Origin of the sequence: Bacillus toyonensis BCT-7112 (genome assembly GCF_000496285.1) — a bacterium.
GTDB classification, from domain to species: Bacteria; Bacillota; Bacilli; order Bacillales; family Bacillaceae_G; genus Bacillus_A; species Bacillus_A toyonensis.
Genome location: NC_022781.1, coordinates 4,128,699 through 4,145,506 on the forward strand (window position 1 = coordinate 4,128,699; position 16,808 = coordinate 4,145,506).

The window sequence follows — 16,808 nt, forward strand, 5'->3', positions numbered from 1 at the left end:
TATGAAAAAAGCTTGTAGTTTGTATATTATCCGAACTACAAGCTTTTTCTTTTTTGATTAACGCCACCAAATCCAAGTCCAAAAGTAATTTCGTATATTTCGAGGAGTAATGCGTATGAAACGTTCACCGTCAAAGAAACAATTAAAATTTGGTAGTGTGTCATCTGGATTTTCTGGAATAAAGGTGACGATGTTTTCGTTACTTGTAACGGTTACTGTAATTGGTGGATCGGTAGGCGAGACTTGAAGTTGTAAAGAAACGTTTGCTGTGTTTTTAAATTCATTATGAATAGGTGGACTTATCACTTGTACTGTGAATAACACGATAATTGTTTCGTTCGGTTCCAAATTAGTAGCAACTAGGAAACCGATATTCGGGTTCGCTAATGGCGAGCGTTCCCCATTAATGAAGACAGTGCCGTTTATAAATTGTAAACCTGCTGGAATGGTGTCTTGTAACGAGATATTTGAAAGTGAAATCTCGGAAGTATTCGTAATACGCACCGTGTAATCAAAATATTGATTTAAATAAGCTGAGCTGACGGAAGCATTTTTCGTGACTGTTGCAGTTGCAAATTGAACTGGTATACGAACAATATTTGAATTAACAATGAAAGTAATAATTGGATCCTGTGGTGTCAATTGAAAAGCAGCGGTAACTATTGCAGAATTTATAATTGTACTGTTTGAAGGAATAGAAGTTACGAGAACTTGAAATGTTATAGTTGCTACTGTATCTGCAGATAAAGAACCAATATTAATACCAGTGTCTGGACGAACATTTGGAACTGGAGTACCGTTAATTGTTACACTGTTTTCTATAAATGTTGTACCAGCTGGAATACTGTCTACAACAGAAGTACTGATTGTCGGGATTGGGGAGTGATTAAATACCGCTAATGTGAATGTAATGATATCTCCTATAACGGCGATAGATTTGTCTGCTGTTTTTTCAATGCGAACCATCGGATCAATGACTGTCGTTGTAACGGTATTTGTTTGTTTTGTAATTGTAATAGGTGGTTTTGTTGGATCGATGATAACGGTATAGGAAACAGAAGCATTATTATTAATTGTAGATTGAAGAGTAGAAGAAGATATTGTCACTTGGAACGTAATAATAACAGATTCATTAGGAGCAAGATTACCTAATGTAATACCATTTTCAGGATTCTCATTAGGCTGATTGATTCCGTTAATCGTAACACTACCAACAACAAAAGTCGTATCTATTGGTAAGGTGTCTCTGGCAAGAAGGTCTTCAATCGTTACATTACCGCTATTCGTAATCGTAATTGTATACGTTAAAGTTTGACCAGGTAAGGCATTTGTTACACCAACAGATTTTATGGCAATGACATTATCATTTTGGACAGTAGTTGTGACGGTATTTGTTGTAGTCGTATTTGTAACAGGGATGTTATTTGGGTTGACTATATAGTTAAAAGTAGTAATTGCGTTGTTGTGTAGTTCGTTTGGTGTTGGAATAGAAGTTACAGTTACTTGGAAGGAAGCGATAGCATTTCCACCTACCATTATAGTGCCAATTGGTATGCCGCTTACTGGATTCACTCCTGGAAGAGTTTCTCCGTTTACAATGACGCTATTTTCAATAAACGTAGTACCTTGAGGAATAATATCTTGAATAACTACATCATTTGCTGCAACATTACCAGTTTGATTTAGGGTAATCGTATACGTTAACGTATCACCGACCGTTGCAAATGCAAGGTCAACAGCTTTATTACTATTTAAATTCGCGTGATGAATTTCTGTTACGGCAGCTGATGAAATAATAGTTTCGGTAATAGGTGGTTGATCTGGTACTGTGTATTCATATTGAATTGTACTCGTGTTAGAGATTGGGTTTGTTTGCGGAATGGAAGTAACCCGTACTTGGAATAGAATAGTTGCTGTCGTATTAGGCGGAATGCTATCAATTTGTATACCGTTAAGTGGGTTGTCATTTGGACGAGCGTTGCCATTCACAATAACACTATTCTCTATAAAGCTCGTATTTGCTGGAATGATATCTGTAACGATAATGTTTTCCACTTGTATATTTCCGTTATTTATGATGGAAATTGTATAAGGAATGATAGTTTGTAGGTCAGCATATTGGATAGGTGTTGTTTTTGTCGCAATTACATTAGCAGAAATAACTTCAGTGAAGGTAATGTTACTATTCGATATTTGTTCTTCCCCGTTTATCGTATAACGAGAAGTTGATTGATTTTGAACATGGCCGCTAGCTGGAAGAGCTACGACTGTAACAGAAAATGTGACTGGGATAGAAATGTTAGGAGCAATCGTTCCTACGAGTATACCGGTACTTGGATTGGCGTTAAGCTGTGGAATGTTATTTACTAAAACGCTACCGTCTATAAAGGTTGTTCCATCAGGAATGTTGTCTGTAAATACAACAGCAGTAGCATCCGTATTTCCTGTATTCGTTAAAGTTGTTGTATAAGTTAAAATGCCACCAATCGTTACAGAAGTCAAATCAACAGTTTTAAGTGAAACGATATCAGCATCATTAATTTGAACGAAAGTAGTGTTGGAAATAGTAGATTTTTGAATTGGTGCAAAGTCAGGGTTGAAAATAAAGTCGTAGACGATGTTTGCAGTATTAGGTGTTGGATTTACAGCTGGTAAATTCGTAACGGAAACTTGGAATATTATTGTAGCCATTTGACCTGATGCGATATTAGGAATGGAAAAGCCGATATTCGGGTCTGCTGCAGGAAGTACAGTATTGTTAACTATGACACTTTCTGGAATAAATACTGTTCCATCCTCTATAGTATCTGTAAAAAAGATGGAGTTAGTTGTAGTGGATCCGTTATTTTGAATGAGTACTGTATATTCAATGGTTTCATCAATATTAGCTAATACTGTATTAGCGGATTTTGTAGCGATAAGAATAGCATCAATAAATTGTATATTTGTAGTATTGGAGGAGGTCGTTTCTGAAATTGGTGGTAAGCTTGGGTCTGGTTGATACTCATAGTGGATGACGGCGATATTATTAATGTTATTTTGAGAAGGTGTAGAGACTACATTTACCTGGAATGTAACGATAATCGTATTATTTGGAAGGATAATATTAAGGGTGATTCCAGTAATTGGATTTTCATTAGGCCTTGATATGCCATCTACAAGGATGCTATTTGGAACGAATGTGGTGCCAGCTGCAATCGCGTCAATTAGGAGAGTATTTGTAATAGGTACTGTACCAGCGTTTGTAACTGCGACTGTATATGTGATGATTTGACCGATGCGTGTAATGGATCTATTGGCGGATTTAATTGCACGAACATTAGCCGTCCGCACTTCCGTGTTTACTGCATTTGATAACGATCTACGCTGAATAATTGGAGAACTAGGGTCAATTTGGTATTCATATGAAGTGTCTGAAATGTTAATGACTGTATTGTTCTCAGGTATATTTGTAAGTTGTACTTGGAATGAAATAGTGACTGTTTCATTTGGTTGTATCGTGCCAAGAATTACTCCGTTTTCAGGATTTGCTCCAGGCTGAATCACATTATTTATTGATAAGCTATCTTCGACGAATATAGTACCTTCTGGAATGTTATCAATGAACACGGTATTGTTAGCTGGAACGGTTCCTATGTTTTGTAGTGTATTTGTGTAGGTAATAGTTTGCCCAATTGCTACGAAAGTTACATCCGCGCTTTTGACAGAAATAATATTTGCATTTTGAAGTGATGTTGTAACAACGTTAGAATTTGCAGAGCGATTCACCGGTGGAGCTGTAGGAATACTTACATATTGGTAAGTTGCTGAAGATTGATTTACAATTTCAGTTTCAGTAGGTGGATTATTTGTTTGCACTTGAAATAGTATCGTTTTGGAACTGTTTGCTGGAATTGTTCCAATCGGTATTCCGTTTTCTGGATTTACACCTGGCTGCAGGACACCGTTAATTGTGACACTATCGGGAACGAATGTAGTCCCAGCTGGAATAGAATCTGTGAAAATAATATTTATTGCATCAACATTACCGATGTTTTTCACTTCAGAAATATAAAGTATAGTTCCACCAATATCTACAGTTGTTGGATTGGATGTTTTTGTAATTGTCAATTGTGCTTGCACGAAATTTGTAATGACGATATTACTTGTAGATGTTTCAGTAATAGGCGGTTGCCCTGGATCTGGTTGAATTGTATACGTTGTATTGGATTGATTTGTAATTGATTCTTGCGAGAATGAATCATTAATAAGAATTTGGAACGAAATAAGGTGAGTAGCGTTTGCTGCTAGGTTAGGCAAAGTAACACCTACATTTGGATTTGCACCAAGTATAGCTGTTCCGTTAAGTGTAAAACTATTTTCTACGAATGTAGTCCCTTGGAGGATAGTATCCGAAAATATGAGATTAGTAGTTGGAATATTTCCGGTATTTTCTAGTGTTATCGTATAAGTCAAAATATCACCTGTTGTTGCTTGTTGTGCATTGACTGCTTTTAAAGAAAGAACAGTCGCGTCCGAAATTTGTGTGAAAGCTGGATTAGACGTAATTGTTCGAGAGATGATAGGAGCGGTCGGATCAGAGATAAAAGTATAGTCAATACGGGCTGTATTAGAAATTGGATTCACGCTTGGAATGGATTGGACGATAACTTGGAATGTGACGGTGACGATTTCTGACGGTGCGATGGAGTTTAATGGTATTCCTACGTTTGGATCGGCACCTGGAACTGAGATGTTATTAATGGTCACGCTATTCTGGATAAATGCAGTTCCTTCTGGGACTAAATCTGTTAAAGTAACTGTATTTGCAGTTGTATTTCCGTTATTTTGAACGACTACTGTGTAAGTGATTGTACCGTCAGTAGATTGTACGAGAGAATCTGTATTTTTAATTGCAGATAACGATGCATCAATGACAGCTGTAGTCACCGTATTAGATGAGGATGTTGCTGTAACTGGAGGTTGACTCGGATCGACGATATACGTGTAACTTGTAATGGCTTGATTTATGATTGCCCCTTGAGGTGGAATAGAAGTTGCAAGAAATTGGAACGTAATAGTAGCAGAATTACCTGGTGCGATAATACCAACTGGAATACCGAGTGTTGGACTTGCATCTGGGAGTGAAATCCCGTTAAGCGTAACACTATTTGGAACAAATAATGCCCCTTCAGGAATCCCATTAATGAGTAATACAGAATTTGCAGGAAAGTTTCCAGTGTTTGTTAATGTTGCTGTATACGTAATTACATCTCCGATAGATACGATTGTTCGATTTGCTTCTAAAACCGTTGTAACAGTAGCGTTATTAATTTGTGTTGAAGCGCTATTAGAATTTATTGTGCCTGTAACAGGAGGGGCTGCCGGGTCAACAATAAATGCGTATTGAATAGATGCTACGTTTGTAATTGGGTTTGAAGGTGGAGTAGATGTAACTATGACTTGGAAAGTAACAGTTAAGGAACTACTCGCGCTAACGGTTCCGATATTAACTCCATTATTTGGATTTGCCCCTGGAATGATACTGCCATTTACAGCAAAACTATTTTCAACAAAGATCGTTCCTGCTGGAATCAGGTCTGAGAAGTTTAGATTCGTAGCGTTTGTATTGCCGCTATTTTGAATCAAAACCGTATAAGTGATCGTTTCTCCGATATTCGCAAAGGCTGTACTAGCAGTTTTTACAGCTGAAATTATTGCTGAGTTAATAGAAGTAACGAAGACGTTCGTTTCCACGTTGCCAGGCTGAGCCTGTAATGCATTGCCTACGTTATATTGGAAGTTAACAAACCCTAAGTTTTGGAGTTCAGGTGTGAACGTTGTTGGATTGCTTACGATTTGCACTTGGAATATGATTGTTACAGTTTGATTTGGATTGATTGTATTTATACCAACACCGTCACTAATGGAAGCAGATGGTAATGGAGTGCCATCAACAACAACGGATCCTGCAACAAATTGTGTCCATGTCGGTAAAGGGTCTGAGAAAACAACGTTGTTAGCTGGAATATTTCCTGTGTTCGTAATAGTCGTTGTATACGTAATCGTATCACCAATCGTTGCAAATGCTTTATCTCCTATTTTCATAGTGTTTAAAATAGCACTTTCAATTTTTGTTGTAACACTATTGGAAGTAATGTTTTTTGAAACTGGAGGATTGGCTGGATTAACGATATGTTGAAAGCTAACGCTAGCTTGATTGGTAATAGGATTTATAGGCGGAATTTCATTGGCATTAATATGAAATGCTACAACGGCAGATTCGTTTGGCGCGATATCACCAATTGGAACGCCTGTAACTATATCCGCATTTGGGATGCTAGTTCCGTTAAGTGTAAAACTATTCGGTTCAAAGGAAGTTCCGTCTGGAATAAGGTCGGTAAAAATAACATTCGTTGCACTAACATTTCCGCTATTTGTAATTGTAACGATGTAGGTAATATCCTGCCCGATATCTACCGTAGATACATTTGAATTTTTTTGTGCAGTAAGGATAGCACTATTAATTTGTGTTGTCGTTGTATTAGATTGATTGGAAGTTGTAATAGATGGCTGGCTAGGGTCAACGACGTAATGATATGTGGTAGAAGCAGAATTAGAAATGGGATTGAGTGTTGGAAGTGTAGTAACAGTTGCTTGGAATGTGACGATTGCCGCATTACTACCATTAATGGAGCCTATATTTACACCAGTGGATAAATCAGCGTTTGGAATGGTTTGCCCATTAACTGTGAAACTGTTTGGAACGAAACTTAAATTGCTATCAAGAATATCGATAATCGTTACATCAGTTGCAGCCACATTCCCTGTATTAGGAAGGTTAAGTGTAAACGTTATTATATTACCAATATCCGCAAAAGTAAGATTCGCTGTTTTTGTACTAATAATAGTCGCGTTGTTTATTTGAAGAAGCGTAGTGTTAGAATTAGCTGTACTTGAAACAGGAGGATTATTTGGATCAACAGTAAACTCATAATTAGTAGATGCTGTATTGGGTGTCGGATTACTAGGTGGAATACTGTTCACTGTAACTTGAAAAACAATACTATATATTTCATTTGGTGGAAGTGTTGCAAGTAATACACCTGTATTTGGGTTTGCATCAGGTTGTAAAATACCATCGACAGTTAATGTGTTAGGAACAAACGTGAGTCCACTTGGTAATACATCTGTGAATACAATATTCGTTGCATCCGTATTGCCTACATTCGAAATAGAAGTGGTATAAAAAGCAGTTTGCCCGATATCTGCAAAGGATACACTTTCATTTTTCGTCATGGATAATATGGCTTCTTTAATTTGCGTTGAAACAGGATTACTAATTGAAGTTTCTGCATCAGGTGGTGAGACTAATTGATACGATGTCGATGAGAAATTTACAATTGGGTTTTCGGTTGGTAATGAGATTACGTTTACTTGGAAGGAAACATTTACTGTAGTCCCGGCTGTTATAGGACCAATATTTACACCGTTCGATGGATCCGCACCACTTTGAGGAATTCCATTAATAGAAAATGTGTTTGCAATAAATGTAGTTCCGCTCGGTATTGTATCTGTGAAAATAACATTTTGTGCGGATGAGTTTCCGTTGTTTGTTAAAGTGACAGTATAGGTGAGTGTATCTCCAATACGACTAAAGGACTTATCGACTTGTTTTAGTGAAAGAATGGTAGCTGTATTAATTGTAGTAAACGTTGTATTTGAAGTAACATTTCTTGAAACAATTGGTGCATTTGGATCAGCGATGAATGTGTACGAAGCAGTAGCGGAATTTGCAATAGGATTTTGAACTGGTGTAGAAGTAGCGGTCACTTGAAATGCTATAGATATTGAGCTGCTAGGAGCAATTGCTCCAATCGTAATACCTGTATTAGGATTAAGACCAATTTGCGTGATGCCATCTATTGTAACGCTATCAGTAATAAACGTTGTACCATCTGGTATAAGGTCAGTGAAAGTAATATTCGTTGCATTTGTATTTCCGTTATTCGTTAAAATGGTCGTATAGGTAATGGTATCACCTAGCGTTACAAGTGTTTGATCGACTGATTTAATCATCGTTATCATAGCATCTAATACTGGGTTTGTGACAATATTCGTTGAAGTAGAAGTAGAAGTAGTAGCAGGAGTTCCGTTTGGATCAACAGTATAAGAATATAAAATTGTATCGTTACCCATAATTGAACTTGAAGGGGGAACAGAAATAACATTTACTTGGAAGGTAACAGTTACTGTTTCACCAGGCGCGATATTTGGTATATTTACTCCGAGTGCTGGCTGTGCACCAAGCTGTTGGATGCCATTTATTGTGACGGAATCTGGTATAAAAGTAGTACTAGGAGGAATTGCACTTGTAAAAGTTATATTTGTAGCTGGTGTATTTCCTGTATTTGTAATAGTTGTTGTATACGTAAGTGTATCCCTGACGGAAATAATAGATTTATCCACACTTTTTTGGGTTGTTAATATCGCACTGTTAATAGTTGTCGAAACCGTATTAGATACATTCGTTTGTGATACGGCAGGTTGGCTAGGATCAATCACATGTGCAAATTGTACCGAACTAAAATTAGAAATTGGATTTATACTTGGAATGTTTGTAACAAGTACGTTGAGAGTAATAATGGCCGTTCCGCTTGGATTTATGTTTTCAATCTGAATCCCGCTAGCTGGATTTCCAATTTGCTGTGTACCAGAGTCATTTGTAAGAGTGCCAGATATAAATGTCGTTCCATCAGGCAAAATATCCGTGAAGATAATATTTTGTGAAGTGACATTTCCAGGGTTACTTAATGTAATTGTATAAGAGATTGTATCTCCGATCGTTGCGAAAGTTTTATCTACAGATTTAACAAGTGCAATTTCCCCGGAATTTATTTGTGTCGAAACAGGATTGGATGTCGTATTTCTTGAAACGAGTGGTAAATTGGGTCCTGTCATAAATTGATAATCAATGGAAGCCCCGTTTACAACCGGTGAGTTTGGTCCCCCAGGTCCAATTGTGAAAATTGGATTTGGAATGCTAACTACTTGCACGCGGAAGGTGACGTTTATAAAATCCTCTGCGATAATATCCCCAATTGGTATCCCGTTTGCTGGATTTACTCCAGGTAATAAAACGCCACCTACTCGAACGCTATCTTCTATAAAGACTGTATTATTCGGAATTGGATCTGTAAAAATGATATTCGTAGCAGTTGAGTTGCCTATATTTTCCAATAAAACAGTGTACGTTAAAAATGAATTTCCAGGTGCTACGTCAGAAAATATTCGATCCACACTTTTCGTTGCTTGAATAATCGCTTCGTTAATTTGAACTAAAGTTGGATTACTTGTAGCTGTTTCTGTCACCGGCGGCTGGGTAGGATCCACAATGATAGAGTATGTTGTGCTAGATTGGTTCAATGTTGGATTTGTAGCTGGAATTGAGCCAACGATAGCTTGAAAGCTAATTGTTGTCGTTCCTCCAACTGGAATTGAGTCTAAAGGAACCCCGTTATCTGGCCTAAATCCAAGTTGTGGGACGGTATTAATTTGTACGCTATCAGGAGCGAATGAAAGTTCAGGTGGTAATATATCGATAAAAATAGGTGTGTTTGCGGTAGTATTTCCGCTATTAGTGAGAGTAGTTGTATACGTAATTGTATCTCCGACAGCAGCAAATGCACTGCTTGCAGTTTTTGTTGCGATAACGGAAGCTGTATTTACTTGTGTAAAAGTTTTATTAGATTGAACTGTTCGTGAAACAGGTGGTTCATTTATATCAACAATAAAACTATATTGAAGCGATGATTTGTTCGGAATTGGATTAGGGTTTGGAAGCGTTGTAATGTTTACTTGAAAACTGAGTGTAATCGATGCATTTGAATTCAAGTTACCAATATTGATACCGTTTTGTGGATTTGCATTCGGGATAGTTACGCCGTTTATTTTAAAGCTATTTGGGACAAAGGCAGTACCGTTTGGAATTGTATCTGTAAAAACAATGTTGTTCGCAGTAGTATTTCCTGTGTTTGTAACAAATGAAGTGAATGTAATCGTATCACCAATCGTAGCGAAATTTGTACTCGCATTTTTAATTAAAACTAAAGTAGCGTCAACAATTGGGGTAGCAGTCGTGTTTGTTACAGTGCTTCCAACAGCAGGTGTTTGGTTTGGATTCACTGTATATTCATAATTTACAAGGGCGTTATTCGTTAAAGTACCGCTAGGAGGAATCTCAAGAATTTTTACTTGGAATGTAATAAAAGTAGTTCCTCCTGGTGAAATATCGTCTAAATGAATACCTAATGAAGGATCTAATCCAGGTTGGGATACGTTATTTATCGTAACAGAATTTGGGATGAAGGATGCACCTGGTCCAAGTCCGTCTGTTAAAACGGTTGCACTAGCAGGGATATTCCCCGTATTTGCCATTGCAATCGTATAGGTTACGATATCTCCAATTGCAGCTGTCGGTGTATTCACTGATTTAGTAGCGACGATTGTAGCGTTATTAATTTGAGTTGTTATTACGTTACTTACCGCATTGGCGGATGCTGGAGGTAAGCTAGGATTTACGACATATTGGTATGCTGTATTACTTTGATTCGGGATTGGATTCGGATTCGGGATGGTATTTACTTGCACTTGGAACGAGATGATTGTATTTGTATTCGGGTTTATTGGATCAATTGCAATTCCGCTTGCTGGACTTACATTAGGGAGTGTCGTACCATTTACTGTTACACTATTTGGAATAAATGACGTCCCACTTGGAATGGCATCTGTAAATACGATATTTGATGCAAGTGTGTTCCCGCTATTCGTTAAAGTAGTCGTGTACGTAATAATATCATTTACGTTAGCAAATTGTTTATCTGCAGATTTAGTAGCGGCAATTGAGGCGTTATTAATAGTTGTCTGTACCGTGTTAGAAGCAACCATCTGCATTACAGCTGGTTTGGATGGATCGTACGTATATTGGAATGTAGTGCCTGATTGATTTGTAATCGGATTTACAGCAGGGATACTTGGTACGAAAATCTGAAATGAAACGATACGTGATGCATTCGCACCTATCGTACCGATAAAAATGCCGTTAGTAGGATTTGCATTGGCTATAGGGACATTGTTAATCGTCACAGTATTAGGGATGAAGAGGGTACCCGCTGGAATGATATCTGTAAATGTTACATTAGAAGCAGGGATATTTCCGTTATTCGTTAAAATAGTTGCATATAATATGACATCACCAACATCAGCGAAATTTGTGCTTGTTAGCTTCGTAGCAACAATATTAGCAGTATTAATTTGTGTAGTTACTATATTACTAGTAGCGTTTCTCACAACAGCAGGTAAATTTGGATCGGCGATAAAGCTATATTGAAGTGCAGCGCTGTTTTGAACTGGATTTGGTAAAGGTAAACTATTTGCACTAATTTGGAAGACAATTGTTGTAATACCACCTGCTGGAATAGTACCAACTTGAAGACCAACGCTTGGATCCGCACCTAACTGTAAAGCACCACCTATAAAAATACTATTTGGTACGAGAGTCGTACCAGTAGGAAGTATATCGGTAACAACTACATTATTTGCTGGAGTATTTCCAGGGTTAGCTAAGGCAATTGTATATGTGATTGGTTGCCCAACATCAGCGATAGTTAAGTCTACATCTTTGAAAATAATTACATTTGCTAAATTAATTTGTGTACTTACAGTATTGCTTAAAGATGTTTCTATAGTTGGTGGATCGCCCGGATTTAGAATAAAGCTATATTGTGTACTAGATGAATTTACTGTTGGATTTTGTGTTGGTAAAGAGGTGACAGTTACTTGATAAGAGACGGTAAGTGAGCCGTTAGCAGGAATGCCAGGTAACGGAACGCCTATATTTGGATCTGCGTTATTTTGGAGTACACCGTTAATAAGGAAAGTGTTTGGAATAAAGGTAGTGCCATCTGGATTTGTATCTACGAAAGTTGGACTATCAGCAGAAACACTTCCTGCATTTGTCAAAATAACGGTATAAGTTAATATATCCCCTACGGTAGCAAACTCTCGATCTACTGTTTTTGCAGAAATGACATTTGCATCGTTTACTTGAGTAAATGTAGTAGTTGAAGTTGTATTTTTACTTACAGGTGAAGCGTTTGGATCAACGATAAAGTTATAGGAAATGGAGGCACTATTTGAAATAGGATTTGGGTTTGGAATGCTAGTTATTAATACTTGGAATGAAGCTGTAATTGTAGCATTAGCATTGATGCTACCAATATTGATGCTAGCTGGTGTTGCGCCCGGTTGAGAAACACCGTTAACTATAACACTGTTCGGTACAAAGGCAGTACCATTCGCAATTGAATCGGATAGTAATACATTATTCGCGGCAACATTTCCATCGTTTGTAAGAGAAAAGGTATAAGTTAATACATCTCCAACTTCCGCAAACGTTTGACTTACAGATTTATTAGCATGAAGGTTTGCTAGTCTAATTGTTGATGTAACAGAATTAGAATTTGCTGTTTTTGAAGTTGGTGGTAGGCTTGGATTTACAGTGTAAATATAAGAGGCGAAAGCATTATTAATGATAGGGTTTTGTGCAGTAATGTTAATGACTGTTACTTGGAAGGATAAGGTGAAAGTAGCACCGCCAGGAATTGTGCCGATAGGTAAAGCAACGAGAGAATCTACATTTTGTAAAACGCCATTGAGCGTTACAGAACCTAATGTTAAAATCGTTCCATTTGGAAGTGGATCTGTTAGTTGAACGTTATTAGCCGCCGTATTTCCACTGTTTGTAATAAGGATTGTATAACTTATCGTTTCGCCAATTGTAGCAAATTGTTTGTTTGTTGATTTTGTTAATGTTACATTCGCATTGTTAATTTGAGTGGAAACAAGATTAGAGGAAATATTTTTTGTAACGGGTGATTGGCTAGGGTTGACGGTGTACTGATAAGAAGCGCTTGATCCGTTAGGTACGACATTTGATGCGGGTATTGCACTTACTACTACTTGAAATGAAACATTTTTGGTTGTACCAGTTGGGATGGATCCTATATTCACACCGTTAGCCGGATTTGCTCCAACTTGTGTCGTGCCATCTATTGTTAAACTGTTTAGGACAAAAGTTGTTCCTGTAGGAATGACATCTGTAAAAATAACATTGTTCGCATTCGTATTACCTGTACCTGTAAAGGAAACGGTGTACGTTAGTGTATCACCAATATCTGCAAAATTTTTATCCACTGCTTTTGCCATAGTTACAGTAGCGTTATTCACTTGAGTAGATACGATATTGGTCGTATCAGTTCCGCTTACTGCCGGCTGATTTGGTACAGGAATGTATTGATATGTTGTTGTACCACTATTTAATATTGGGTTTGTTTGAGGGATAGACGGAACGAATACTTGAAATGAAATAGTAGTAGTGGAATTTGCGGCAATCGATCCAATTGATATACCGGTAGCGGGATTCGCTCCTGCTTGAGTAACTCCGTTAACAGTTACACTTCCTGGAATGAAAGTAGTCCCGCTAGGAATCGGATCCGTATATATAACGTTCGTTGCGGCGATATTTCCTATATTAGCTAAGGAAATACTGTATGTTAACGTTTCACCAATATCGGTAAAAAGTTTGTTAACTGATTTTGTACCATTAATATCTGCGAGGTTAATTTGTGTTCCAGCAGAGTTACTTGTTGCAAGACCGTTAAAAGTCGTTCCTCCAGCAATTGGTGTATATTGAAATGTAATATTAGCAGTGTTAGAGATAGGGTTTTGACTTGGAAGAGAAACGACAGTAGCTTGGAAAGTTACTGTACGAGAAGCACCATTATTAATTGTTCCAAGAGATATACCAGCGGCCGGATTTGCGTTTGTTTGCGGGACATTATCAATTGTTACAGTGCCAGGTATAAAGGAAGTACCGTTAGGGAGAATGTCTGTAAAAATAACGTTATTGGCCGGAAGAAGCCCGGTGTTAGGGATAGTAACTGTATAAGTGAGAACGTCTCCAATTGCTGCAACACTTTTATTCACGCTTTTCGTTGCTTGTATGTTAGGTGAATTTATGTTGATTTGTAAACCGACTGTATTCAACATATACGCGTCTCCGTTAGTTGTTAAACGGATTGCGGCGGACACTTGAGAATTTGTTAAATAAGGAGAAATATCAATGGAAGTAATGTCCCAGCCCTGTCTTCCAGCGGAGATGTTTGTGCCTGTAGAAGCGCTTTGATTTCGCGTTCCAAATGTCCCCGTTGTATCTAAGTTCCCTGCGGCATTATTAATTTGAGAACCGAAGAAATTATTTACAGCATTATTTGGCCCAGATAAAGCATTTAATGAACTGAAATTTGGTCCAAATAATGCTTGATCCCCTGTTAAATCTGCATCTCCTTCAGTAGAACTTAAAAATAATCTCCCGCTTACTGGTCCTCCTGCAGGTGTTAAAAATCCTGAAACAGCTACATCTGCACTACCAGTATCAGCAGAAACGCGGTTACCAGCTACGTAAATTGTTAAGTTTCTTGCAGGTAATGTCCCGTTTTGATAAGCGACGATAAGTGTCCATCCAGCCGAATTAATTGTTCCATTAGAAGCATCAATAGGATCTACAAGTCCAGGGACAGCCCCCGTAGTATAGGAACCAGAGCCTCCAGCTTGAATAAGAGTTGTTACGTCTGCTGAACGAGTGTAAAAGCCAAATGTAATAGAGTTTGAAACGAATGTTTGATTTGAAGCTGTAACAGCTGAAGGAGTAATCGAGTATGTTGAAACAGGTGTTGTAAAAGAAACTGGATTTCCTAATACATTCGTAATGTTTTGATCACGAGATAAATAGTTTCCACCCCAAACGAGTTCTGCGTAAAGAATCGTACTACCAGCAGGGATATTTAAAATAGCGGTAGAACTATTTTGTGTATAGTTTAACGTTGTACCAGCAGGAAAAGTAGGTACTTGTAAAGCAGTATTCGTAGTTACGAATGCACCAATTGCCCCGATTGTACCAGCACGGTTTTGATTACTAATTTTACTTAAGCCTAAAGTATTTCCTGTAATAGCGAGTGCGCCGTTAGTGGTGGTAGAAAATCGATTCGTAATGGGCATGTTGTCACCTCATTTACAATATAGTCTTGGTCAAAATAAGATATGTGTGTGATAGATAAAGGGAAACATGTACAAGTTGATTTAGTAATAATGATTTAAATGTCTAGATAAGAGGATGGAGTATGATTGAATTGGAAATTAGGGTGGATCGTCTTAGGGAAGAAGAAATAGGCGATATTGTAGCATTATCTTCTTATATTGGTTGGGATTATAGCAGAGAAGAAATTGAAACGATTTTTAACGCAGGCATTGTATACGGCGTGTGGAATGAGAGAAAGAAACTTATTGCTAGCGCGGCAATAATATTATATGGGGAGAAAGTAGCGTCTATCGGAATGGTAATTGTACATCCAGATTATAAGGGAAGAGGAATTGGAAAGGCGATAACGCATTCATGCATGAATAGCGTATCAGCTCGAACACCAATTATGCTTATTGCTACAGATGAAGGGAAGTATTTATACGAAAAGCTAGGATTTAGGGTGGTAAGCTATGTTTCTAAATACATATGTAACTCGTACAATACGAATTATAAATGTGCAAGAAATGAAGAATATATGATGGATTATGAAGAGGGTGATTTAGAAGAAATAATAAAAATAGATGAATATGCGTTTGGAACAAATAGAAAAGAGTTTTTAAAGAAAAGAATGATGCAAAGTGAACAGTGCACTGTTGTGAAGGATAAGGAACAAAATATACTAGGATATGGTTTGAGTATACAAACGCCGGAAAATAAAATATTAGGACCGGTAGTTGCTAAAAATGATGAGATGGCAATAAATATTGTTCATTATTTAGCAAAAGGGCATAATGGGAAATTAAGAATAGATGTACCAGAAGTAAAGAAAGATTTTGTGAAAGAATTAGAGGTTACTGGTTTTAAAAAGGTGAATACACCACCAATTATGATGAAAAATAGTGATCAATTTTTGAAAAGAAATGGAGAACTATATAGTATTGCAGCACAAATTTTTGGGTAACAAAGAATCCTTCTGAATGAAGGATTCTTTGTTTATTAATCACGATATTGGTCGTGAGTTGGTTGGAAGAGGTCTTCCTCGATATCTCTCACCATAGAAAAATGATCAACGTTATAATGACCGTGTAAAATTTTATTGTGATGACCAATAATTTGCTCTGCAGACAATACGTTAGAATCAGTTGTGGAATGACCGTTTTTAATTAATGTAACGTCAAATCCTTGTACAGTTGCTGTCCTAACAGCTGTGTCAATACAATGTTCAGTTTTACATCCACCTATCACAATATGATTAATTTTTTCTTCTTTTAAAAGTTCAAGTAAAGAAGTGCCATAGAATGAATTCGTTGCTGCTTTATTAATAAGGATTGCAGACTGAGGTACTTGAATTTGATTATGTACTTCAAATCCCACGCCGCTACCAGAAGCAACATCGATATCTCTTACGAAAACAATAAGGGCATTTGAATCAATTGCTTTCTGTACAGCTGTATTTAGTGTAGCTAATAACTCAGTTTTACGAAAAACTTCATTTTCTTGCTCATTTCCATCAATTAATTCTTGTTGAGCATCGATAATTAATAGTGCTTGTTTCATCGTGTCTCCCCTTTAATATGAAATAAGTTCCACTGTACATATTCCTTCAGATTGTTAGGAAATCCTCCATTGCAAGCGAAGTAAACGATTGATTTACAAAGTTGTCAAAGAAATTTCATTCTCATAGTGTGTA

3 protein-coding genes are annotated in these 16,808 nt (G+C 37.2%); 1 reads left to right on the forward strand and 2 read right to left on the reverse strand.

Annotated features, from left to right (window positions below):
- Positions 1–57 precede the first annotated feature (57 nt).
- On the reverse strand, positions 58–15,096 hold the full coding sequence (locus tag BTOYO_RS21210) for a DUF7507 domain-containing protein (RefSeq protein WP_023441203.1): 15,039 nt from the start codon (positions 15,094–15,096) through the stop codon (positions 58–60).
- Positions 15,097–15,218: 122 nt separating this feature from the next.
- Between BTOYO_RS21210 and BTOYO_RS21215 the strand changes: the two genes are divergently transcribed.
- Positions 15,219–16,079, forward strand: a complete 861-nt coding sequence (locus BTOYO_RS21215) for a GNAT family N-acetyltransferase (RefSeq protein WP_000571005.1) — start codon at positions 15,219–15,221, stop codon at positions 16,077–16,079.
- A gap of 35 nt (positions 16,080–16,114) precedes the next feature.
- On the opposite strand, the gene BTOYO_RS21220 is transcribed toward BTOYO_RS21215, so the two are convergent.
- Positions 16,115–16,675, reverse strand: a complete 561-nt coding sequence (locus tag BTOYO_RS21220) for a cysteine hydrolase family protein (protein ID WP_000806314.1) — start codon at positions 16,673–16,675, stop codon at positions 16,115–16,117.
- Between the last annotated feature and the right edge of the window lie 133 nt (positions 16,676–16,808).

Coding starts and splice junctions, on each gene's coding strand:
- BTOYO_RS21220 (WP_000806314.1), bottom strand. CDS start 16,675: ATGAAACAAGCACTATTAATTATCGATGCTCAACAAGAATTAATTGAT.
- BTOYO_RS21215 (WP_000571005.1), top strand. CDS start 15,219: ATGATTGAATTGGAAATTAGGGTGGATCGTCTTAGGGAAGAAGAAATA.
- BTOYO_RS21210 (WP_023441203.1), bottom strand. CDS start 15,096: ATGCCCATTACGAATCGATTTTCTACCACCACTAACGGCGCACTCGCT.